Below are 19871 nucleotides of genomic sequence, written 5' to 3' on the forward strand. Positions count from 1 at the left end.
ACGCTCGGTCCCTTAGACCCCACGTACCAACGAGGAGAACCATGAGCGAGCGCCTCACCCCCGGCGACACCGCCCCCGCCTTCACCCTGCCCGACGCGGACGGCAACGACGTCTCGCTCGCGGACCACAAGGGCCGCAAGGTCATCGTCTACTTCTACCCCGCCGCTCTTACCCCCGGCTGCACCAAGCAGGCCTGCGACTTCACGGACAACCTCGACCTGCTCGCCGAGGCCGGCTACGACGTCATCGGGGTCTCCCCGGACAAGCCGGAAAAGCTCGCGAAGTTCCGCGAGAAGGAGAACCTCAAGGTCACACTGGTGGGCGATCCGGCCAAGGAGACCCTTGAGGCGTACGGCGCGTACGGCGAGAAGAAGCTCTACGGCAAAACGGTGACGGGCGTCATCCGGTCCACGGTCGTCGTGGACGAGGAGGGCAAGGTCGCCCACGCCTTCTACAACGTGAAGGCCACCGGCCACGTCGCCAAGATCATCAAGGACCTCAAGATCTGAGGCGCGGCGAGGGCGGTCCGCAAGCCGCACGGAACGGACCGAATCGGGCCATCCTCTGCGCCGAATGGCCGAAATTATGTGATGGACATCCCAATCCTTCGCTGAACCGGTTTGCGGCCGCCATGTCCGCGCAGAAGCCTTTCCTGTAACAGTTGCCGAGGAAAGGAACCGGCCATGGCGGCCTCCGACCCCCACCAGGTGGCCGACCCGGAAGCGGTCAAACGTCACCCCGCGCTGTTCCGTGCGATCCGGAAGCGGCAGAACCCCAAGCTGCGGCGTACCGACATCACGGTCACGGACGACCAGGCGGTCAAGCGCGCGGTGAAGGCCGCCTCGCTCGGCAACGCGATGGAGTGGTTCGACTTCGGCATCTACTCCTACCTCGCCGCGACCCTGGGCCATGTGTTCTTCCCGTCCGGGAACGACACGACCCAGCTCCTCTCCTCGTTCGCCACCTTCGCGGTCGCCTTCCTCGTGCGCCCCCTGGGCGGCATGTTCTTCGGGCCGATGGGCGACAAGATCGGCCGCAAGAAGGTCCTCGCCCTCACGATGATCCTGATGGCGACGGGCACCTTCGCGATCGGCCTGATCCCCTCCCACGCCACGATCGGCGTCTGGGCCGCGGTCCTGCTGATCTTCTTCCGCATGCTCCAGGGCTTCTCGACGGGCGGTGAGTACGGCGGTGCCTCGACCTTCATCGCGGAGTACGCCCCCGACAAGCGGCGCGGCTTCTTCGGCAGCTTCCTGGAGTTCGGCACGCTCGCCGGCTACGTGGGCGCCGCGGGCCTGGTGACGCTGCTGTACGCGCTCCTCAACGACGCCCAGATGGAGGCCTGGGGCTGGCGCGTACCGTTCCTGGTCGCGGGCCCGCTCGGCCTGGTCGGCCTCTACCTGCGACTGCGCCTGGACGAGACCCCGGCCTTCCAGAAGCTGGAGGGCGGCACGGCGCACGCCACGGAGGCGGCGGACAGCGTCGAGACGACAGCCAAGGGCGACCTCGCGAAGATCTTCCGCGACTACTGGCCGACGCTGATCCTCTGCATCTGCCTGGTCGGCGCGTACAACATCACCGACTACATGCTGCTGTCGTACATGCCGACGTACCTCTCCGACGAGCTCGGCTACAGCGAGACGCACGGCCTGCTGATCCTGCTCGGCGTGATGGTGTTCCTGATGCTGATCATCAGCCAGGTCGGCAAGCTTTCCGACCGCTTCGGCCGCAAGCCGCTCCTGATGACCGGCATGCTCGGCTTCCTGATCCTGTCGCTGCCGGCCTTCCTCCTGATCCGCCAGGGCAGCATCCCCGCGATCATCATCGGCATGGCGATGCTGGGCCTCTCCCTGGTCTGCATGCTCGGCACGATGTCGGCGGCGCTCCCGGCCCTGTTCCCGACGAACGTCCGCTACGGCTCGCTCTCGGTGGGCTACAACCTCTCGGCGTCGATCTTCGGCGGTACGACTCCGCTGGTGATCACGGCCCTGATCAGCGTCTCCGGCACGAACCTGATGCCCGCGTACTACGCGATGGCGGCGGCCCTGGTGGGCGTGATCGCGGTGGCCTGCATGAAGGAAACCGCGAACAAGCCGCTGGCGGGGTCCCCGCCGTCGGTGGAGACGACGGCGGAAGCGGAAGAACTGGTCCACGCCCAGACCCCGGACCCGAAGTTCTGACCCACCCCCACCGGCCACGGCCCGTACCGCTCCCCCCGAGCGGTACGGGCCGTTCCGCATCTTGTCGGATATCGGACGTGAAACTCCGATAGTCGGTTCGTTACTCCGTACGAGGCCGCGAACGAGCGGCCGGATGCGGAGGGGAACGTGGGGGTTCGGTACACGCGCGAGCTGCTTGAAGAGGCGGCGCGCATGACGACGAACGCCAGTGATGCTGTGCGGTGGTGCGGTGGGACGCCTACACCGGGCAGCCGGAGCTATCTGCGGGGGAAGATGGAGGAGTGGGGCATCGACATCTCGCACTTCGCGAGAGGCCGGATCCATCACAGTGAGGCCCGGCTTCGCGAGGTGGTCAGCCAGTCCACCACCCTCCAAGAGGTACTCCGGCGTCTTGGCATCAGCCCGGTCGGGGGCAATCACACTCACATCAGCCGCAGGATCCGTGCACTGAACATCGACACGGCACACTTCTCACCGCCGCCTCGCCGCCCGAAGGGACGACCTGGAAATCTGTTGGTTCTGCGGACCCCACTGGACGGACGAACGCCCGGGGAACGACTCCGCCGAGAACTCATCCGCATGGGTGTTGAAGAGCGATGTGCGATGTGTGGCACGGGCACCGTCTGGAACAACTTGCCACTTCGGCTCGAGGTGGACCACCGAAACGGGGACTGGTGGGACAATCGGCCCGCCAACCTACGCCTGCTGTGTCCCAACTGCCACGCCATTACGGATACTTACCGCGGTCGCAAGCGGCCGTCCCCGTCATGACCAAACGCCTCTTTCCGCGGGACGAATTCACGCAGGCCGTCGCAACGTCTCACAGCATGGCCGCCGTGATGCGCGCGCTCGGGAAGCACCCCTACAACGGCACGGCACGAGCGAAGGCCAAGCAGAGCATCGCGGTCTACGGCCTGTCGACAGCCCACTTCACAGGACAGGGGCACAATTCCGGTCGCACCTCACCCACCCGCAAAACAGTGGACGAGATTCTTCAGAGGCTCCCAGTGGGTTCGTCGCGCACGAAGACGGTGCTCCTACGGCGAGTGCTCGACGAGGTGCGCATTCCTCAGACCTGTCACCTGTGCGGCCTCGGCACGGTGTGGCAGGGCCTACGGCTCGTCCTGGAGATCGACCACATCAACGGTGACCGGTTGGACAACCGCCTGGAGAACCTTCGATACCTCTGCCCGTCCTGCCACAGCCAGACAGTCACTTTTTCCAACCGCACCCGAACCCCCCATGCGAGGCGGTAAGCTCGATTTCGGTATGCGCCCGTACGCCAACTGGTGAGCGGCGATCTTTAGGTGGTCGTGTTTGTGTCGGTTCGAATCCGACCGGGCGTACCACGACAGCAGAGGTGCCCGGCCCCGTTCGCGGGGCCGGGCACCTCTGCTCACCCCACCAGCTCCCGTACCACCGGTACCAGCGCCCGGAACGCCTTCCCCCGGTGGCTGATCGCGTTCTTTTCCGCCGGGGTCAGTTCCGCGCAGGTGCGGGTCTCGTCGTCGGGCTGGAGGATCGGGTCGTAGCCGAAGCCGTAGGCGCCGGCCGGGGTGTGGCGGAGGGTGCCCGTGAGGCGGCCCTCGACCACGCGTTCCGTGCCGTCCGGGAGGGCGAGGGCCGCCGCGCAGGCGAAGTGGGCGCCGCGGTGGGGGTCGGAGATGTCACCGAGCTGGGCCAGGAGCAGGTCCAGGTTGGCGCGGTCGTTGCCGTGGGTGCCGGCCCAGCGGGCCGAGAAGATGCCGGGGGCGCCGCCGAGGACGTCCACGCAGAGGCCGGAGTCGTCGGCGATCGCGGGGTGGCCGGTGGCCTGCGCGAGGGCGTGGGCCTTGAGCAGGGCGTTCTCCGCGAAGGTGACGCCGGTCTCCTTGACGTCGGGGACCTCCGGATACGCGTCGGCGCCGACGAGCTCATGCGTGAGGCCCGCGTCGGCGAGGATCGCGTGGAGTTCGGTGATCTTCCCGGCGTTGCGGGTGGCGAGGATGAGGCGGGTCATGCGTCCAGTATCGCCGGACCCGCCCCACCGGCTCACGGCGTGCAGACCTTGGCGATCTCGCCGGCGGCGTCGGTGACCGGGGAGATGTCCGGGGTGGCGTCGCCCTTGTCGATGGCGTCGCGGACGTTGGTGACGCCGGAGCGGAGTTCGTCCACGGCCTTGGAGAGGTCGGCGTCGTCCGTCTTGTCGCCGAGGTTGCCCAGCTCCTCCTGGATCTGGTCCAGGGCCTCGGATGCCTGGGTGGGGTCGCTGGAGGCGTTGGACACGGCCTGGCGGAGGTTGTCGACGCTGGTGGCGATGGCGTCGGCGGTGCGGACGCAGTCGAGCGTCTTGTCGAGGGCGCCGCAGCCCGCCGCCGCGGTGGCGGTGATCAGTACGGCGGTGACGGCCAGTGCGGTGCGGTGGAGCCGGTGGCGCGCGGCCATGGTGTGGTCCCTCCCCGGGATGCGGATACGCGGACGGGCGCACGGTTCGACCCGTGCGCCCGTATGCGTATCGACGCCGCTGGGCGGGACTTGGTTGCCTCTTTACCTTCTCGGCTTCGCCTTCTCAGGCGCCGAGCGTGGTGGCCAGTGCCTCGTTCTGGAGCTTGGCGAGGTCGACGCAGCCGGCGGTGGCGAGGTCGAGCAGCGCGTTGAGCTCCGTACGGTCGAAGGGTTCGGCCTCGGCGGTGCCCTGGACCTCCACGAAGCGGCCGTCGCCGGTGCAGACGACGTTCATGTCGGTCTCGGCCCGGACGTCCTCCTCGTAGCAGAGGTCGAGGAGCGGGGTGCCGTCCACGATGCCGACGCTGATGGCGGCGACGGTGCCGGTCAGCGGCTTGCGGCCGTGCTTGATGATCTTCTTGCCCTGGGCCCAGGCGACGGCGTCGGCGAGGGCGACGTAGGCGCCGGTGATGGCGGCGGTGCGGGTGCCGCCGTCGGCCTGGAGGACGTCGCAGTCCAGGACGATCGTGTTCTCGCCGAGCGCCTTGTAGTCGATGACGGCGCGCAGGGAGCGGCCGATGAGACGGCTGATCTCGTGGGTCCGGCCGCCGATCTTGCCGCGTACGGACTCGCGGTCGCCGCGGGTGTTGGTGGACCGGGGCAGCATCGAGTACTCGGCCGTGACCCAGCCCTCGCCGCTGCCCTTGCGCCAGCGGGGTACGCCTTCGGTGACGGAGGCGGTGCAGAAGACTTTGGTGTCGCCGAAGGAGATGAGCACGGAACCCTCGGCGTGCTTGCTCCATCCGCGTTCGATGGTGACGGGACGGAGCTGGTCGGCGGTGCGGCCGTCGATACGAGACATGGCGCCGAGCCTATCGGGTGACGGGGGCCCGGGTTTCCGGGTACGCCGCAGGCCCCGTCCGGGGTGAGCGGGGCCTGCGGGCGCGGGTTCAGGCGGTCGTCACATCATGTCTTCGATGTCGGCCGCGATCGGGTCCGCGTCGGTGCCGATGACGACCTGGATCGCGGTGCCCATCTTGACGACGCCGTGCGCGCCGGCGGCCTTGAGCGCGGCTTCGTCCACCTTGCTCGGGTCGACGACCTCGGTGCGGAGGCGCGTGATGCAGCCCTCGACCTCTTCGATGTTCTCGATTCCGCCGAGCCCGGCGACGATCTTCTCAGCCTTGCTGGCCATGGCCTTCTCCCTGGTTCCTTATGTGCATGCGACGGCCCACCCTGGGTCCGTTTCGTCACGGTAACGCACGGTTGGCCCAACTTCTCGGGCGGGCAACCACACGGTCCCCAATGATGACGATCACCGGCGCCCCGCCTTCCGGGCCGGGCTCCGCACCGTATCGCGACTGGTCTACACCAGTATGCGACGACCGCCAAACCAGGCGTGTTCCGGGAGGATGCCGATGAGTTCGAACGCGGCCGCGCTACCGCAGCGGAAATGGTGGAACGGGCCGGTCCAGGGCCTGCAGAAGGTCGGCCGCAGCCTGCAGCTGCCGGTGGCCGTCCTGCCCGCGGCGGGCCTGCTGGTCAGCCTCGGCAACCTCTTCGACTCCTCCCTGCACGGACGTTTCTGGGACAAGTTCGCGAAGGTCCTGCTCAACGGCGGTACCGCGATCCTCGACGGCGAGCTGGGTCTGCCGCTGCTGTTCTGCATCGGCGTCGCGATCGGCTTCGCGAAGAAGGCGGACGGCTCGACCGCGCTCGCCGCGGTCGCCGGTTTCCTGGTCTACCGCGGGGTGCTGACGGCGTTCCCGGTGGACGGTTCGGTGACCAAGGACGTCCCGGACGGGGTGCCGCAGAACCCGGGGGTGCTGGGCGGGATCATCATCGGACTGCTGACGGCCGTGGTCTGGCAGCGCTACCACCGGACGAAGCTGGTCGACTGGCTCGGCTTCTTCAACGGCCGCCGGCTCGTCCCGATCCTGATGGCGTTTCTCTGCGTGATCCTTGGGGTGCTGTTCGGGCTGCTGTGGCAGCCGGTGGGCGACGCGCTGACCTGGTTCGCCAAGCAGCTGATCGATCTGGGTGCCTGGGGCGCGGCGATCTTCGGTTTCGCCAACCGGTTGCTGATCCCGATCGGCATGCACCAGTTCCTGAACACGTTCTTCTGGTTCCAGGCGGGCGAGTACACGGGGAGCGACGGCGGCACGGTCCAGGGCGACATCTCCCGGTTCTTCGCCGGGGACCCGTCGGCCGGGCAGTTCACCTCGGGCTTCTTCCCGATCATGATGTTCGGACTGCCGGCGGCGGCCCTGGCCATCGCGCACACCGCGCGGCCGGAGCGGCGCAAGGAGGTGGCCGGGCTGATGCTCTCGGTCGCGCTGACGTCGTTCGTGACGGGCGTGACGGAGCCGCTGGAGTTCTCGTTCCTCTTCGTCGCACCGCTGCTGTACGGGGTGCACGCGATCCTGACCGGCGTGTCGATGGGCGTCACCTGGGCGCTGGGGGTGCACGCGGGGTTCAGCTTCTCGGCCGGACTGATCGACTACGTCGTCAACTGGCATCTGGATACGAAGCCATGGCTGATCCTGCCCATCGGCGCCTGCTTCGCGGTCGTCTACTACGTGATCTTCCGGTTCGCGATCACGAAGTTCAACCTTCCGACGCCTGGGCGTGAGCCCGAGGACGTGGAGGAGGACATCGAGAGGAACCTCACGAAGTAGCCTTTATGCAAGGTCACTGACCTTGTGAGCGCGGCCCCCGGACCATGCGGTCCGGGGGCTTTTCGCATGTCACGGTGCGTATGCGAGAGCTGCTGCGAAGTAGTCGCAAATTGCAGGTTCCTTATCTATCCCTCACCGTGCTACAACTGGTCTACACCACTCAGTGGTCCAGACCACGTGAAGCCGCGCGCCTCACGTTTCTCGAGTCGTCGCCCACCCAAAACCCCCTGTCCCCGGCGGCGCCTTGCTTACTGGAGGAAGTTGATGAGTACGGCCACCGCTACGGCGGCCCCCGCGAAGAAGCGGGGCTCCGGCCTGTTCCAGGGCCTGCAGAAGGTGGGTCGCAGCCTGCAGCTGCCGATCGCGGTGCTGCCGGCCGCCGGCATCCTGCTCCGCCTCGGCCAGCCGGACGTCTTCGGTGACGACGGGCTGGGCTGGCACAAGGTCGCGTCCGTGTTCGCCACGGCCGGCGGCGCGGTCTTCGACAACCTTCCGATGCTCTTCTGCATCGGTGTCGCCATCGGCTTCGCCAAGAAGTCGGACGGCTCGACCGCCCTCGCGGCGCTGGTCGGCTTCCTGGTGTACAGCAACGTGCTCAAGGCCTTCCCGGTCACCGAAGCGGTGATCCAGAAGGGCGCGGACACGGCGGCCACCTACAACAACCCGGGTGTCCTCGGCGGCATCCTGATGGGTCTCGTCTCCGCGATCCTGTGGCAGAAGTTCCACCGCACCAAGCTGGTGGACTGGCTCGGCTTCTTCAACGGCCGCCGTCTCGTCCCGATCATCATGGCCTTCGTCGGCGTGGTCTTCGGTGTCTTCTTCGGCCTCGTCTGGGAGCCGATCGGTGACGGCATATCCAACTTCGGCGAGTGGATGACCGGTCTCGGCTCCTTCGGTGCCGGCCTCTTCGGTCTGATCAACCGCGCGCTGATCCCCGTCGGCATGCACCAGTTCGTCAACACGGTCTCGTGGTTCCAGATCGGCGACTTCACGGACGCCACTGGCGCGGTCGTGCACGGCGACCTGAACCGCTTCTTCGCCCACGACCCGACCGCCGGTCAGTTCATGTCGGGCTTCTTCCCCATCATGATGTTCGGTCTCCCGGCCGCCGCCATCGCCATCGCGCACTCCGCCCGCCCCGAGCGCCGCAAGGCCGTCATGGGCATGATGGTCTCCCTGGCCCTGACCTCGTTCGTCACCGGTGTGACCGAGCCGATCGAGTTCTCGTTCATGTTCATCGCGCCGCTGCTGTACGCGATCCACGCGGTCCTCACCGCGATCTCGATGGCCGTCACCTGGGCGCTGGGCGTCCACGCCGGGTTCACCTTCTCGGCCGGCTTCATCGACTACGCGCTGAACTGGAACCTGGCGACCAAGCCGTGGCTGATCATCCCGATCGGTCTGGTCTTCGCGGTGATCTACTACGTGGTCTTCCGCTTCGCCATCGTCAAGTTCAACCTCACCACCCCGGGCCGCGAGCCCGAGGAGGAGGTCGAGGACCTGACCAAGTAGGTCCGGCCCGACAGCTCGAAGCCCTCACCTTCCCGGCGGAAGGTGAGGGCTTCGTCGTACGCGTACGGGCGCACCGCTCAGAGCGGGTACACCGCCCCCGGCGCAGCGAGCTCCGTCGGGCCGGTGAAGACCTCGCGGGCGTCGGCGAGGTTGCGTTCGGCGTCGGTCCACGGCGGGATGTGCGTGAGCACCAGGCGGCCGACGCCCGCCCGGGCGGCCAGCTCGCCGGCCTCGCGGCCGTTGAGGTGGAGGTCCGGGATGTCCTCCTTGCCGTGCACGAAGGACGCCTCGCAGAGGAAGAGGTCCGTGCCCTCGGCCAGCTCGTCCAGGGCCTCGCAGGTGCCGGTGTCACCGGAGTACGTGAGCGAGGAGCCGCCGTGCTCGATGCGGATGCCGTACGTGTCCACGGGGTGCCGGAGCTTCTCCGTACGCACCGAGAAGGGGCCGATCTCGAACCAGCCCGGCTTCAGCGTGTGGAAGTCGAAGACCTCGCTCATCGCGTGGTCGGACGGGGTGTCCGCGTGCGCGGTGGTGAGCCGCTGCTCGGTGCCCTCGGGTCCGTAGACCGGGATGCGGGCGGGACGCTCGCCGCCGTGCGGGTAGTACCGGACGACGAAGTACGCGCACATGTCGATGCAGTGGTCCGCGTGCAGATGGCTGAGGAAGATGGCGTCGAGGTCGTAGAGACCGACGTGGCGCTGCAGCTCGCCGAGGGCGCCGTTGCCCATGTCGAGGAGCAGCCTGAAGCCGTCGGCCTCTACGAGGTAGCTCGAGCATGCCGATCCCGCGGAGGGGAACGAGCCGGAGCAGCCGACGACGGTGAGCTTCATGGAGCGTGAACCTCCGAGACGTGGGAACGGGGAGGGTTCGTGCGGTTCTCGCGGTGCGGTTCGTTGAGCGTAAGGCGCGAAAGAGCGGGTCGCTCCTTCGGGGTGGCTCGTTGTGGGGGAACTCACCTGCGCTGTCACCGGTTCGGGTGGCGGGGGCGCCTGCGGCGCCGCTGGATGGTGCGGCGCGAATGACAAAGCCCCCGTTGCCGCGGATGTGCGGCGACGGGGGCAAAATCAAGCCCCTGCGGCGATTGAGCAGCGGGGGTGCGGGGGCGGAGCCCCCGGAAACGGGTTACGCCCAGAGCTGGCCGTGCAGCGTCTCGATCGCCGCCTCCGTGGTCGGTGCGGTGTAGACGCCCGTGGACAGGTACTTCCAGCCCCCGTCGGCCACGACGAACACGATGTCCGCGGTCTCCCCGGCCTTCACCGCCTTGTTGCCCACCCCGATCGCGGCGTGCAACGCCGCCCCCGTGGAGACGCCGGCGAAGATCCCCTCCTGCTGGAGGAGTTCGCGGGTGCGCGTCACCGCGTCGGCGGAGCCGACGGAGAAGCGCGTGGTCAGGACCGACGCGTCGTACAGCTCGGGGACGAAGCCCTCGTCCAGGTTGCGCAGCCCGTAGACGAGGTCGTCGTAGCGCGGCTCGGCGGCGACGATCTTGATGCCCTCGACGTGCTCCCGCAGGTAGCGGCCGACGCCCATCAGGGTCCCCGTCGTGCCGAGCCCCGCCACGAAGTGGGTGACCGACGGGAGGTCGGCGAGGATCTCCGGACCGGTCGTCGCGTAGTGCGCGCCCGCGTTGTCCGGGTTGCCGTACTGGTAGAGCATGACCCAGTCCGGGTGCTCGGCCGAGAGCTCCTTGGCGACGCGGACCGCGGTGTTGGAGCCGCCCGCGGCCGGGGAGGAGATGATCTCGGCGCCCCACATGGCGAGCAGGTCGCGCCGCTCCTGGGAGGTGTTCTCCGGCATCACGCACACGATGCGGTAGCCCTTGAGCTTGGCCGCCATCGCGAGCGAGATGCCGGTGTTGCCGCTGGTGGGCTCCAGGATCGTGCAGCCGGGGGTGAGCCGGCCGTCCTTCTCGGCCTGCTCGACCATGTGGAGCGCGGGGCGGTCCTTGATCGAGCCGGTGGGGTTGCGGTCCTCCAGCTTGGCCCAGATGCGGACGTCGTCCGAGGGTGACAGCCGCGGCAGGCGGACGAGCGGGGTGTTGCCCACCGCGGCGAGCGGGCTGTCGAAGCGCATCAGTTCATGCCGCCGGCGACGGCCGGGAGGATGGTGATGCTGTCGCCGTCGCTGAGCTTGGTGGAGATGCCGTCCAGGAAGCGGACGTCCTCGTCGTTCAGGTAGACGTTGACGAAGCGGCGCAGCTGGTCGCCGTCCACGATCCGCTCCCGGATGCCGGTGTGGCGGCTCTCCAGGTCCGTGAAGAGGTCGGCGAGGGTGTCCCCCTGGCCCTCGACGGCCTTGGCGCCGTCGGTGTAGGTGCGGAGGATGGTCGGGATGCGGACCTCGATGGCCATGGCGTGGGCTCCTGTCGAAGCGGAGTGGTGGCGGTGGGCGTGGGGCGTGCGGCTCTGCCCCCGCGCGGGGTCGGTACGTGGTGCGGTGGGCGCCCGGCCGGCCGGCGGCGCCCGGGTGCGGTCCGCTCAGGCCGTGCGGCCGGCGGACCGGTGGTTCGTACAGATCGCGCTGGAGAGGCGGCACAGGTCGACGTGCAGGCGCGCCACGAGCAGCGAGCCCGGCGTCTTGTCACTCACGTCATGGGGAACCATGCGGTCATCGTATCGATTCCCGGTCGGGGATTCGGAGTGTGATCTCACCTGGTGGATGATCGGCGTTCGATGGGTGGACAGGGCCGCGGCGCGCACGGCCCTGTCGCACCGCTGCCGGGGTGGTCAGGCCGCCGGGTACGCCTCCACGACCCGGACCTCCTCCTCGGCGATCTCGCCGTCCACGATCCGGTACGAGCGGAACTGGAAGGGGCCCGCCTCGTCGGTGTCCGCGGTGGAGACCAGCACGTAGTGGGCGCCGGGCTCGTTGGCGTACGTGACGTCGGTGCGCGAGGGGTACGCCTCGGTCGCCGTGTGCGAGTGGTAGACGATCACCGGCTCCTCGTCGCGGTCGTCCATCTCGCGGTACAGCTTGAGCAGGTCGGCCGAGTCGAACTCGTAGAACGTGGGCGAGCGCGCGGCGTTGAGCATGGGGATGTAGCGCTCGGGGCGGCCGCTGCCGGCGGGTCCGGCGACGACGCCGCACGCCTCGTCGGGGTGGTCGGCACGGGCGTGCGCGACGATCTGGTCGTACAGCGTCTGGGTGATGGTCAGCATGGCGCCCAGGATAGGACGACGGGCCCCCGCGTACCGAGGAGTGGTACGCGGGGGCCCGCATCGTGAAACGCCGCTGGTCGGGGGCGTACGCCTCAGCGCTTGACGCGCTCCGCGAAGGCCTTGCCCTCCGGGTTCCTGGACTTCAGGACCAGGTACGAGACGCCGAGGATCAGGGCCCACAGCGGGGCGCAGTAGAGCGAGATCCTGGTGTCCTTGTCGATGCCCATCATGACGATGACCACGGCGATGAACGCGAGCGCGAAGCCGCTGGTGTACGGGGCTCCGGGGGCCCGGAACGAGGACTGCGGGAGCTGTCCGCGGTCCGCGAGGCGGCGGTAGCGGATCTGGCTGATCAGGATCATGATCCAGGCCCACATGCCGGAGATCGTGGCGAAGGAGACGACGTAGGTGAAGGCGTCGCCGGGCCACTGGTAGTTGACCCACACGCCGACGAGCATGAGCGCGGCGGAGAACGTGGTGCCGACGAGCGGGGTGCCGCTGCGGGTGAGCCGGGTGAAGAACTTCGGGCCCTGGCCGTTGAGCGCGAGGTCGCGCAGCATGCGGCCGGTGGAGTACATCCCGGAGTTGCAGGAGGAGAGCGCGGCGGTGAGGACGACGAAGTTGACGATTCCGGCGCCGACGCCGAGGCCCATCTTCTTGAAGGCCTCCACGAACGGGGAGACGCCGGGCGAGAACTCGGTCCAGGGCACCACCGAGAGGATCATGATGAGCGCGCCGACGTAGAAGACGGCGATGCGCCAGGGCACGGTGTTGATGGCCTTGGGCAGGACGGTCTTGGGGTCCTTGGACTCACCGGCGGTGACGCCGACGAGTTCGACGGCGAGGAAGGCGAACATCACGATCTGCAGGGTCATCAGGGTGCCCTTGATGCCGTGCGGGAAGAAGCCGCCGTCGGACCACAGATGGGTGACGCTCGCGGTGTCCCCGGCGTCGGAGAAGCCGAGGGTGAGGATTCCGGCGCAGATGAGGATCATGCCGACGATGGCGGTGACCTTCACCATCGAGAACCAGAACTCCAGCTCTCCGAAGAGTTTTACGGAGATGAGGTTCACGCCGTACAGAATGAACGTGAAGACCAGGGCCGAGACCCATTGCGGAATGTCGAACCAGAACGTCATGTACTGGGCGGCTGCGGTGACTTCGGTGATTCCGGTGACGACCCAGAAGAGCCAGTACGTCCAGCCGGTGACGAAGCCCGCGAAGGGGCCGATGAATTCGCGCGCGTACTCCGAGAACGAGCCCGAGACCGGGCGGTACATGAGGAGTTCGCCGAGCGCGCGCATGATGAAGAAGATGACCAGGCCCGCGATGGCGTAGGCCAGGATGAGGCTGGGTCCGGCCTTGGCGATGGCCTTTCCGGCGCCGAGGAAGAGCCCGGTGCCGATGGCCCCGCCGATCGCGATCATCTGGATCTGGCGGGCGCCGAGTGCTCTCTGGTAGCCCTCGGCGGAAGTGCTGGCATCCGCGGCTGCGGCGTGCGGGCCGTCGGGCCCCTTGTCGTCGATCTGCGCCGATGTCATGTGGTTGCGCCTTTCTCCACGCCGATCCGCGCCTTTCGGCCGCGGATCAGGTCCTGATCCCCCCGGATACGGATGGAGTGCCGCCGGTGGTTACCGGCTAATAGCGCCTACCCGGGAACAGGGGTGGCGTTCCCGGGTGGTCGTGAAGATTTATCACGGGCGTGACGGCGATCCGGCGGACGGTTTGTGGCGCACACCACAAGTAAAAGCGGACAAGGCGGAACGGGCGCTGCAAAAAAGACCGTTCAGGTGACGCGATCGTTATTCGGATTTGAGTGTCCGTTGAGCGAACACCGTGACCGGGCGCGGACTCCGGGTCACGGCATCAGGGTCTCGACCAGGGTTTCCTGGAGCGCGCCGAGCCAGAGGTAGGCCATGACCATGGGCTTTCGGGGGTCGCTGTCCGGGAGCCGGTAGAGCGAGCTGCCCTCGTCCTCTTCCTCCTCGCCCACTTCGAGGCGGGTGCCGATGGTGAGCCGGAGGTCGTTGAGCGAGCCGAGCCAGTTGCGGCACTCGTCGGCGGTGAGCGTGAGCACTGCCGCCCCGTCGCCCGCAGGAGTCAGGGCATCCAGCGTCCGGACGACGACGAGCGCGTCCTCGCGCTTGCGGGTGCGCAGGTCGTTCTCGGTGAAGCGGCGGAACTCGGCGGACGCGGCGCGCAGTTCGTCGTCCTTGTCGCCGTACGCCTCGGGGAAGAGGCGGGCCAGGGCCGGGTCGGTGGGCGGCTCGCTGGGGCCCTCGGCGAAGAGCGCGGCGAGCGGGTCCTCGCCCTCGGCGGGCTCGTCGCCGGGGCCGATGAGTTCGAGCAGCTGGACGGCGAGGGAGCGCAGGATCGCGATCTCCACCTCGTCGAGCGCGACGGCCGCGCCGCCGCCGGGAGTGGCCTCGAAGTGGCCGGCCATGGGTTCTCTCCGATGATGGTCGGGCGGTGCGGGGGGCCGTGCGGTGGGTGCGGTGCTAGTTGCGGTCCTGGGTGAGCGTGGCCCACAGCCCGTAGCCGTGCATGGCCTGGACGTCGCGCTCCATCTCCTCGCGGCTGCCGCTGGAGACGACGGCGCGGCCCTTCTGGTGGACGTCGAGCATCAGCTTGTGCGCCTTGTCCTTGGAGTAGCCGAAGTACGCCTGGAACACATAGGTCACATAGCTCATGAGGTTGACCGGGTCGTTGTGGACCAGCGTCACCCAGGGGACGTCGGGCTCGGGAACGACGAGCTGGTCCTCGGCCGATTCGGGACGTGTGATCTCTGCAGGGGCGACGCTCACCTGTCCCATGCTGCCACTCGCAGGGGTCCCTCGCACAAACGGCCCCACCCCGGGACCCCCATCTCGTCACTCTGACGAAATAGGGGTAGCATCCCCGGCATGAACTCTGCGGACCTCGGGCGACGGGTCGGCGTGCCGTCGACAGCGCTCTTCACCGACCAGTACGAGCTGACGATGGTGCAGGCCGCGCTGAAGGCCGGGACGGCCGGGCGGCGCTCGGTCTTCGAGGCGTTCACGCGCCGGCTGCCGGAGGGGCGGCGCTACGGCGTCGTCGCGGGCACCGGCCGGGTCCTGGACGCGGTGGAGAACTTCCACTTCGACGAGGAGATGCTCGGCTTCCTGCGCGACCAGGCGATCGTGGACGGACCGACGCTGGACTACCTGGCGGACTACCGGTTCGGCGGCGACATCTGGGGCTACCCGGAGGGCGAGGTGTACTTCCCGGGCTCGCCGGTCCTGCGGGTGGAGGGCTCGTTCGCCGAGTGCGTGCTCCTGGAGACGGTGATCCTCTCGATCCTCAACCACGACTCGGCGATCGCCGCGGCGGCCTCCCGGATGTCGGCGGCGGCGGGCGGGCGGCGGCTGATCGAGATGGGCGCGCGCCGCACGCACGAGCTGTCGGCGGTGGCCTCGGCCCGTGCCGCGTACATCGGCGGCTTCGACACCACGTCGGACCTGGCGGCCGGCTTCCGCTACAACATCCCGACGGTCGGTACGAGCGCCCACGCCTTCACCCTGCTGCACGACTCGGAGCGGGACGCGTTCCGGGCGCAGGTGGACTCGCTGGGGCGCGGCACGACGCTGCTGGTGGACACGTACGACGTGGCCGAGGCGGTCCGTACGGCGGTCGAGATCGCCGGTCCCGAGCTGGGTGCGGTACGGATCGACTCGGGCGATCTGCTGCTCGTCGCGCACCGGGTGCGCCAGCAGCTGGACGAGCTGGGCGCGACCGGGACGAAGATCGTGGTGACCTCGGACCTGGACGAGTACGCCATCGCCTCGCTGGCCGCCGCGCCGGTGGACGCGTACGGGGTGGGCACGCAGCTCGTCACGGGCAGCGGGCACCCGACGTGCTCGATGGTCTACAAGCTCGTCGCCCGTGCGGGGTCCGGCGACCCGGCCGACGAGCTGCGGCCGGTGGCGAAGAAGTCGATGGGCGCGAAGTCCTCCAAGGGGGGCCGCAAGTGGGCGGCCCGCCGGCTGGACGAGGAGGGCGTGGCCGAGGCCGAGGTGATCGGCACCGGGCCGGTCCCGGCGGAGCTGGCCGATCGGCAGCTGCTGGTGGAGCTGGTCCGGGGCGGCGAGGTGGTCGCCCGCGAGCCGCTGGACGCGGCGCGTGAGCGGCATGTCGCGGCGCGGGCGGGGCTGCCGTTGTCGGCGATGCAACTTTCGCGGGGCGAGGCGGTTATTCCCACCGAGTACGTGTGACGGGGGCCCCGAGGCCCTGACGGGCTTGATTGCCTCCGAGGAAACTCTAGGCTCGAAGCCATCCCCGTACCGCTCCCCCACTCCCCGAAGGACAGCCACCATGCACCGCGCCTTGATCGTCGTGGACGTTCAGAACGACTTCTGTGAGGGCGGGAGCCTCGCCGTGGCGGGGGGTGCCGATGTCGCCGCCGCCATCACCGACCTGATCGGCGAGAGCCGGCCCGCCTACCGGTACGTGGTGGCCACCCGGGACCACCACATCGATCCCGGGGACCACTTCTCGGCGACCCCCGACTTCGAGCACTCCTGGCCGCCGCACTGCGTGGCCGGGACGGAGGGCGTGGGCTTCCACCCCAATTTCGCCCCCGCGGTCGCCTCCGGGGCCATCGACAGCGTGTTCGACAAGGGCGCCCACGCGGCGGCGTACAGCGGCTTCGAGGGGCTGGACGAGAACGGCACCGGGCTCGCCGAGTGGCTGCGCGAGCGCGACGTCCGCGAGGTCGACGTGGTCGGCATCGCGACCGACCACTGCGTGCGCGCGACCGCGCTGGACGCCGCCCGAGAGGGCTTCGCCACACAGGTGCTGCTGGACCTGACCGCGGGCGTCGCCGAGGCGACGACGGAGCGGGCGCTGGCCGAGCTGCGCGGCGCGGGCGTGACGCTGACCGGCAAGCCGGTCGTCTGAGCCGCTCAGGGCGTACCGGCCGGGACGGCCGGGTTCAGCAGGGCGCGGATGGGGTGCCAGAGCTCCTGCGCGCAGCCGGGTCTCGCGCGCCACAGGACGCCGTCCGGGTGGTGCAGGACGGCGGTGATCTCGTCCGGGGTGGGGGGCTCGGCGTTGCCCCGCAGATAGACGGCGCGCAGGCCCAGGTTCCGCAGCCGGGTCAGGGCGCGGGGCCGGTTCGCCGCGTGCACCAGGACCCGGACGGGGGCGCCCGGACCGGGGCCGTCCGCCGGGGCCGGAAGGGTGATCGCGACGACCACACTGCCGTTCGGCAACTTGCTGAATCCTCCGCCTGCCATGCGTACGAGCTCCCCCGTGAGACATCGTGTCAATAAGAAAGTGAACAGAGGCACCTAAACACGATCGGCCGCCGCCCGCTAGAGGGCGACGGCCGATCATGCTGTGACCTGCGATAACGCGGTTTTACTTCTTCGAGGCACCGACCTGGACGGTCATCGTGTCGCCGCTGAGCGGCTCGCTGACGATCGTGATCTTGGTGTTGGTGTCAGGAACCTTGACGCTTCCGGTCGGGTTCTCCTTGTACCAGTAGGTGCCCGTGTGGTCGTCGAAGGCCGGGACGCCGAGCTGCGGCTTGATCTTCACGGCCTGGTCGGCCAGGTGCAGCGTGAAGCCGTCCGTCGGGTACCAGCTGAACGGCGCGTCGAAGGGCTGGATCTTGTTGCGGATGACCGTGCCGTTCGCCCACTTCAGCGGCTTCGCGTGCGCGTCCACCGGCAGGATCAGGCCCTGGCCCGGGTGCTGCGAGACGTTGTTGTCCTTCTGGGAGGTGTCCCACAGCCAGACCAGCAGGCCGTTCTGGTACGGGAAGTGCTCGACCCAGTCCGGACGGGTGGTGGAGAACCCGAAGTTGTACGGGCCCGTCTTCAGCGTCTCGTCGTAGCTGACGTACTGACGGTTCTCCGCGAGGTAGTACTGCGGGTAGTCCTTCTCGAACGACTTGCCGACCCGCGAGAAGCCCTTGCTGGTCCAGCCGTTGTCGTCGCCCTCGGCGTTGTCCGAGAAGAGCGCGGTGCCGTCGGCGGTCACCGAGATGGTGTCGGCCGCGAAGCCCACGCCGCCCGCGCCGCCGTCGGTGGCGTAGCGGAAGCGGATGTCGATCTTCTGGCCCGCGTAGGCGTCCAGCGGGAACGACAGCTTCTGGTACTTGCCGGAGACGTCGGTCAGGGCCGGCTTGTCACTGGCGTCGCGCGGGATCGGCTGACCGTCGGCGGTGCCGTCGATCGCGGTCCAGCTGGTGCCGCCGTTGGTGGACACCTCGGTGTAGAGGTAGTCGTAGTCCTTCTCGATGTCCCACCAGCCCTGGAGGTCCAGGGAGGCCTTGGACTTGCCGGTGAGGTCGACGGGGCGCGACAGCGTGTTGCTGAGGTTGTCGCCCATGTCGCTCCACCACTGCTTGGCGCCCTCGGCGGGCGTCGTGACGGCGGTGGTGACCGGCTTCTTCGGCAGCTCGACGACGAGCGCCTGCTTGTCCTTGGTGTTGTACTCGGACACGCCCAGCTTGTGGGTGGACTTCGTCGCGGCCTTGGCCTCGGCGTAGTTCAGCCAGCCCAGCTGGAGCTTGTCCCAGGCGGTCATGTCACCGGGCATGTCCCCGATGCTGTCCTTGCCGGTGCCGAGCCAGGAGCCCGCCGACATCAGCGACCAGAAGCCGACCGAGTTCTCGGCGGTGTTGGTCGTGTCGTAGAGGTCCGGGAGACCGAGGTCGTGGCCGTACTCGTGGGCGAAGACGCCCAGGCCGCCGTTCTCGGGCTGCGCGGTGTAGTCGCCGACCCAGATGCCGGTGTCACCGATCTCGGTGCCGCCGGCCTTGTTGTCGGCCGGGCCGGTGGCGCCGGCGTTGGTGCCGTACGCGTACCAGCGGTGCGCCCAGATGGCGTTGGTGCCCTCGACGCCGCCGCCGGCCGACTCGTCCTCACCCGCGTGCACGATCTGGAAGTGATCGATGTAGCCGTCGGGCTCGTTGAAGTCGCCGTCGTTGTCGTAGTCGTAGCGGTCCCACTGGTCGTACTGCGCCAGGTCCGCCTTGATCTGCTCCGGCGTACGGCCCTTGGCCTTCTGGTCCGCGGCCCAGGCGTTGACGCCGTCCTTGATCATGTCCCAGGCGTTGGCGCAGTTGGTCGAACCGCAGTAGTTCGAGCCGTAGCGCGCCTCGTTGTAGGGGACCTTGACCCAGTCCGAGACCTCACCGTCGACCGAGTAACGGCCGGACGAGGTCTTCTCGTAGTACGTCTTCAGGGAGTGCTTGCCCGCACCCGTGCCGAAGTACAGCTCCTGGAAGTGGGCCTGGTTGTAGTCGGCCTGCCAGGCGGTGCTGTTGTCCTTCTTCGGGTCCGGCTTGGCTATCGTGTTGTGCAGCGGACCCGGCGTGCCGCCGTACTTCTTGACGGGGGGCTTGGGGCCCGCGCCGTCCGGGTCGTACATGGTCGTGTCGTCGACCTTGTCGCCGAACTCCACCAGCACGGTGAAGATCTTGTCGGTCTTCTCACGGCCGAGCTCGACGTACTTGTTGCTGTCGAGCTTGACGACCTTGGAGCCTCCGCGCGACGAAACCTTCTTGTCGCCGGATATGACCTGTTCCAGGGCAGCCTGGCGCTGTTCGGCCTGCTGCTTGCTGTACGGGCCTTCCAGGTCGTGCTCGTTGCCCTTGGCCGACCCCGGGTCCCGGCGGTCGATGGAGGCAGCGGTGCTTGACGCCTGGTCATCTGCCTGAGCGGTGGCGAAGGCGGATGCGGTCGCGGCGGTCGCGGCCATGGCCACGACAACCGCTCCGGTCCGAAGCGCCCGTCTCTTAATGATCACGTGATGCAGTCCTCCCCGGCGCCCGCGGCGACGGCCCGGGAGTGTGGAGAGGCCGCGCGCGGAAACGCGTCACAAGTGACGACATTCGACCGGAGTTACGGAAGAAAAGACAGACCTTGACTTGAACGGAGCAAGTGCACTAT

General features: G+C 68.5%; 22 protein-coding genes and 1 tRNA gene. 9 read left to right on the forward strand and 14 right to left on the reverse strand.

Annotation, left to right across the window (positions count from 1 at the left end; genetic code table 11):
- Window positions 1-41: 41 nt before the first annotated feature.
- The 5 genes from bcp to OHS17_RS12125 all read left to right on the forward strand — a co-directional run bounded on the left by bcp (window position 42) and on the right by OHS17_RS12125 (window position 3529).
- Window positions 42-509 (forward strand): thioredoxin-dependent thiol peroxidase, encoded by a 468-nt coding sequence (bcp, locus tag OHS17_RS12110; RefSeq protein ID WP_073863676.1) that lies wholly within the window; start codon window positions 42-44, stop codon window positions 507-509.
- Between the two features lie 174 nt (window positions 510-683).
- Window positions 684-2180: a glycine betaine/L-proline transporter ProP gene (gene proP, locus OHS17_RS12115; RefSeq protein WP_164629427.1), complete on the forward strand. Its 1497-nt coding sequence runs from the start codon at window positions 684-686 to the stop codon at window positions 2178-2180.
- 603 nt (window positions 2181-2783) lie between these two features.
- Window positions 2784-2951 carry an HNH endonuclease gene (locus tag OHS17_RS33885; RefSeq protein WP_443066169.1) on the forward strand — a complete coding sequence of 56 codons (168 nt, stop codon included), beginning with the start codon at window positions 2784-2786 and terminating at the stop codon, window positions 2949-2951.
- The gene (locus tag OHS17_RS12120; RefSeq protein ID WP_330312176.1) at window positions 2948-3436 is read left to right on the forward strand and encodes an HNH endonuclease signature motif containing protein; all 489 of its coding nucleotides are present in this window, start codon (window positions 2948-2950) and stop codon (window positions 3434-3436) included. Before OHS17_RS33885 ends, OHS17_RS12120 begins: the two co-directional genes overlap by 4 nt.
- Window positions 3437-3451: 15 nt before the next feature.
- Window positions 3452-3529: transfer RNA gene (locus tag OHS17_RS12125), tRNA-Leu, on the forward strand.
- Between the two features lie 47 nt (window positions 3530-3576).
- On the opposite strand, the gene rdgB is transcribed toward OHS17_RS12125, so the two are convergent.
- The 4 genes from rdgB to OHS17_RS12145 all read right to left on the reverse strand — a co-directional run bounded on the left by rdgB (window position 3577) and on the right by OHS17_RS12145 (window position 5799).
- Entirely contained in the window at window positions 3577-4179 is a 603-nt protein-coding gene (gene rdgB, locus OHS17_RS12130) for an RdgB/HAM1 family non-canonical purine NTP pyrophosphatase (protein ID WP_330312177.1), read from the reverse strand.
- Between the two features lie 32 nt (window positions 4180-4211).
- On the reverse strand, window positions 4212-4604 hold the full coding sequence (locus OHS17_RS12135; RefSeq protein ID WP_330312178.1) for a hypothetical protein: 393 nt from the start codon (window positions 4602-4604) through the stop codon (window positions 4212-4214).
- 124 nt (window positions 4605-4728) lie between these two features.
- Window positions 4729-5466, reverse strand: a complete 738-nt coding sequence (gene rph / locus OHS17_RS12140) for a ribonuclease PH (RefSeq protein ID WP_018105618.1) — start codon at window positions 5464-5466, stop codon at window positions 4729-4731.
- Window positions 5467-5565: 99 nt separating this feature from the next.
- Window positions 5566-5799 carry a glucose PTS transporter subunit EIIB gene (locus tag OHS17_RS12145; protein WP_018105617.1) on the reverse strand — a complete coding sequence of 78 codons (234 nt, stop codon included), beginning with the start codon at window positions 5797-5799 and terminating at the stop codon, window positions 5566-5568.
- Between the two features lie 223 nt (window positions 5800-6022).
- On the opposite strand from OHS17_RS12145, the gene OHS17_RS12150 reads away from it, so the two are divergent.
- Both OHS17_RS12150 and OHS17_RS12155 read left to right on the forward strand, forming a co-directional pair.
- Window positions 6023-7282 (forward strand): PTS transporter subunit EIIC, encoded by a 1260-nt coding sequence (locus OHS17_RS12150; protein WP_330312179.1) that lies wholly within the window; start codon window positions 6023-6025, stop codon window positions 7280-7282.
- Between the two features lie 264 nt (window positions 7283-7546).
- A complete protein-coding gene (locus OHS17_RS12155; RefSeq protein WP_330312180.1) occupies window positions 7547-8794 on the forward strand; it encodes a PTS transporter subunit EIIC in 1248 nt (415 codons plus the stop codon).
- Window positions 8795-8871: 77 nt separating this feature from the next.
- Here the strand turns inward: OHS17_RS12155 and OHS17_RS12160 are convergent, their stop codons facing one another.
- The 8 genes from OHS17_RS12160 to clpS all read right to left on the reverse strand — a co-directional run bounded on the left by OHS17_RS12160 (window position 8872) and on the right by clpS (window position 14765).
- Window positions 8872-9624 (reverse strand): MBL fold metallo-hydrolase, encoded by a 753-nt coding sequence (locus OHS17_RS12160; RefSeq protein WP_330312181.1) that lies wholly within the window; start codon window positions 9622-9624, stop codon window positions 8872-8874.
- A gap of 292 nt (window positions 9625-9916) precedes the next feature.
- Window positions 9917-10867: a PLP-dependent cysteine synthase family protein gene (locus OHS17_RS12165; RefSeq protein WP_330312182.1), complete on the reverse strand. Its 951-nt coding sequence runs from the start codon at window positions 10865-10867 to the stop codon at window positions 9917-9919.
- Window positions 10867-11145, reverse strand: coding sequence for a MoaD/ThiS family protein (locus OHS17_RS12170; RefSeq protein WP_018105612.1), 279 nt, complete (start codon window positions 11143-11145; stop codon window positions 10867-10869). Before OHS17_RS12170 ends, OHS17_RS12165 begins: the two co-directional genes overlap by 1 nt.
- A gap of 126 nt (window positions 11146-11271) precedes the next feature.
- Window positions 11272-11397: a putative leader peptide gene (locus OHS17_RS12175; protein WP_020207342.1), complete on the reverse strand. Its 126-nt coding sequence runs from the start codon at window positions 11395-11397 to the stop codon at window positions 11272-11274.
- A gap of 123 nt (window positions 11398-11520) precedes the next feature.
- Window positions 11521-11952, reverse strand: coding sequence for a M67 family metallopeptidase (locus tag OHS17_RS12180; RefSeq protein WP_330312183.1), 432 nt, complete (start codon window positions 11950-11952; stop codon window positions 11521-11523).
- A gap of 92 nt (window positions 11953-12044) precedes the next feature.
- Window positions 12045-13493: an amino acid permease gene (locus OHS17_RS12185; protein WP_330312184.1), complete on the reverse strand. Its 1449-nt coding sequence runs from the start codon at window positions 13491-13493 to the stop codon at window positions 12045-12047.
- Window positions 13494-13810: 317 nt separating this feature from the next.
- A complete protein-coding gene (locus OHS17_RS12190; RefSeq protein ID WP_018105608.1) occupies window positions 13811-14395 on the reverse strand; it encodes a DUF2017 domain-containing protein in 585 nt (194 codons plus the stop codon).
- A gap of 55 nt (window positions 14396-14450) precedes the next feature.
- A complete protein-coding gene (gene clpS, locus OHS17_RS12195; RefSeq protein WP_330312185.1) occupies window positions 14451-14765 on the reverse strand; it encodes an ATP-dependent Clp protease adapter ClpS in 315 nt (104 codons plus the stop codon).
- Window positions 14766-14855: 90 nt separating this feature from the next.
- Between clpS and OHS17_RS12200 the strand changes: the two genes are divergently transcribed.
- Window positions 14856-16184, forward strand: a complete 1329-nt coding sequence (locus tag OHS17_RS12200; protein ID WP_020207343.1) for a nicotinate phosphoribosyltransferase — start codon at window positions 14856-14858, stop codon at window positions 16182-16184.
- Window positions 16185-16284: 100 nt separating this feature from the next.
- A complete protein-coding gene (locus OHS17_RS12205; protein ID WP_330312186.1) occupies window positions 16285-16869 on the forward strand; it encodes an isochorismatase family protein in 585 nt (194 codons plus the stop codon).
- A gap of 5 nt (window positions 16870-16874) precedes the next feature.
- Here OHS17_RS12205 and OHS17_RS12210 read toward each other — a convergent pair whose 3' ends face one another.
- Entirely contained in the window at window positions 16875-17207 is a 333-nt protein-coding gene (locus tag OHS17_RS12210) for a hypothetical protein (protein ID WP_202542409.1), read from the reverse strand.
- Window positions 17208-17331: 124 nt separating this feature from the next.
- A complete protein-coding gene (locus OHS17_RS12215) occupies window positions 17332-19728 on the reverse strand; it encodes an immune inhibitor A domain-containing protein (protein WP_330312187.1) in 2397 nt (798 codons plus the stop codon).
- Window positions 19729-19871 lie beyond the last annotated feature (143 nt).

Source organism: Streptomyces sp. NBC_00523 (assembly GCF_036346615.1).
Classification (GTDB): Bacteria; Actinomycetota; Actinomycetes; order Streptomycetales; family Streptomycetaceae; genus Streptomyces.

Coding starts and splice junctions, on each gene's coding strand:
- OHS17_RS12165 (WP_330312182.1), bottom strand. CDS start 10,867: ATGCGCTTCGACAGCCCGCTCGCCGCGGTGGGCAACACCCCGCTCGTC.
- OHS17_RS12205 (WP_330312186.1), top strand. CDS start 16,285: ATGCACCGCGCCTTGATCGTCGTGGACGTTCAGAACGACTTCTGTGAG.
- OHS17_RS12200 (WP_020207343.1), top strand. CDS start 14,856: ATGAACTCTGCGGACCTCGGGCGACGGGTCGGCGTGCCGTCGACAGCG.
- OHS17_RS12160 (WP_330312181.1), bottom strand. CDS start 9,624: ATGAAGCTCACCGTCGTCGGCTGCTCCGGCTCGTTCCCCTCCGCGGGA.
- clpS (WP_330312185.1), bottom strand. CDS start 14,765: ATGGGACAGGTGAGCGTCGCCCCTGCAGAGATCACACGTCCCGAATCG.
- OHS17_RS12170 (WP_018105612.1), bottom strand. CDS start 11,145: ATGGCCATCGAGGTCCGCATCCCGACCATCCTCCGCACCTACACCGAC.
- OHS17_RS12155 (WP_330312180.1), top strand. CDS start 7,547: ATGAGTACGGCCACCGCTACGGCGGCCCCCGCGAAGAAGCGGGGCTCC.
- rdgB (WP_330312177.1), bottom strand. CDS start 4,179: ATGACCCGCCTCATCCTCGCCACCCGCAACGCCGGGAAGATCACCGAA.
- proP (WP_164629427.1), top strand. CDS start 684: ATGGCGGCCTCCGACCCCCACCAGGTGGCCGACCCGGAAGCGGTCAAA.
- OHS17_RS12190 (WP_018105608.1), bottom strand. CDS start 14,395: ATGGCCGGCCACTTCGAGGCCACTCCCGGCGGCGGCGCGGCCGTCGCG.
- OHS17_RS12210 (WP_202542409.1), bottom strand. CDS start 17,207: ATGGCAGGCGGAGGATTCAGCAAGTTGCCGAACGGCAGTGTGGTCGTC.
- OHS17_RS12135 (WP_330312178.1), bottom strand. CDS start 4,604: ATGGCCGCGCGCCACCGGCTCCACCGCACCGCACTGGCCGTCACCGCC.
- OHS17_RS12180 (WP_330312183.1), bottom strand. CDS start 11,952: ATGCTGACCATCACCCAGACGCTGTACGACCAGATCGTCGCGCACGCC.
- rph (WP_018105618.1), bottom strand. CDS start 5,466: ATGTCTCGTATCGACGGCCGCACCGCCGACCAGCTCCGTCCCGTCACC.
- OHS17_RS12185 (WP_330312184.1), bottom strand. CDS start 13,493: ATGACATCGGCGCAGATCGACGACAAGGGGCCCGACGGCCCGCACGCC.
- bcp (WP_073863676.1), top strand. CDS start 42: ATGAGCGAGCGCCTCACCCCCGGCGACACCGCCCCCGCCTTCACCCTG.
- OHS17_RS12175 (WP_020207342.1), bottom strand. CDS start 11,397: ATGGTTCCCCATGACGTGAGTGACAAGACGCCGGGCTCGCTGCTCGTG.
- OHS17_RS12120 (WP_330312176.1), top strand. CDS start 2,948: ATGACCAAACGCCTCTTTCCGCGGGACGAATTCACGCAGGCCGTCGCA.
- OHS17_RS12150 (WP_330312179.1), top strand. CDS start 6,023: ATGAGTTCGAACGCGGCCGCGCTACCGCAGCGGAAATGGTGGAACGGG.
- OHS17_RS12145 (WP_018105617.1), bottom strand. CDS start 5,799: ATGGCCAGCAAGGCTGAGAAGATCGTCGCCGGGCTCGGCGGAATCGAG.
- OHS17_RS33885 (WP_443066169.1), top strand. CDS start 2,784: ATGTGTGGCACGGGCACCGTCTGGAACAACTTGCCACTTCGGCTCGAG.